The following is a 250-nucleotide window of genomic DNA, read 5'->3' as shown; positions in this document are numbered from 1 at the left end:
CGCACCAGCGCGCCGGTTGCGGCGAGCAACGCCATGAAGAGGCCGGCGTCGATCTTCGAGAGCTGATAGAGGTTGGTGAGCAGCAGCGAAACATACGAGGACATGCCGACGAAACCGCCGAACGTGATGCTGTACACGAGCATGATGACCCACGTATCGCGCTCCGCGAGCACTGAGCGATAGCGCTTGGGCAGCACCGCAATCGCGAGCAGCGCGCCGATCACCGGCAACAGCAGCACGCCGGTCTTGC

1 pseudogene is annotated in these 250 nt (G+C 63.6%); it reads right to left on the bottom strand.

The window, feature by feature from the left end:
* Positions 1-250 (bottom strand): annotated as a pseudogene (locus tag SB772_RS43865) (MFS transporter); the annotation flags it as partial.

It is taken from the genome of Paraburkholderia sp. SIMBA_030 (assembly GCF_046535245.1).
In the GTDB taxonomy this organism is placed as follows: Bacteria; Pseudomonadota; Gammaproteobacteria; order Burkholderiales; family Burkholderiaceae; genus Paraburkholderia.
This window is presented reverse-complemented; position numbering and strand designations above follow the sequence as displayed.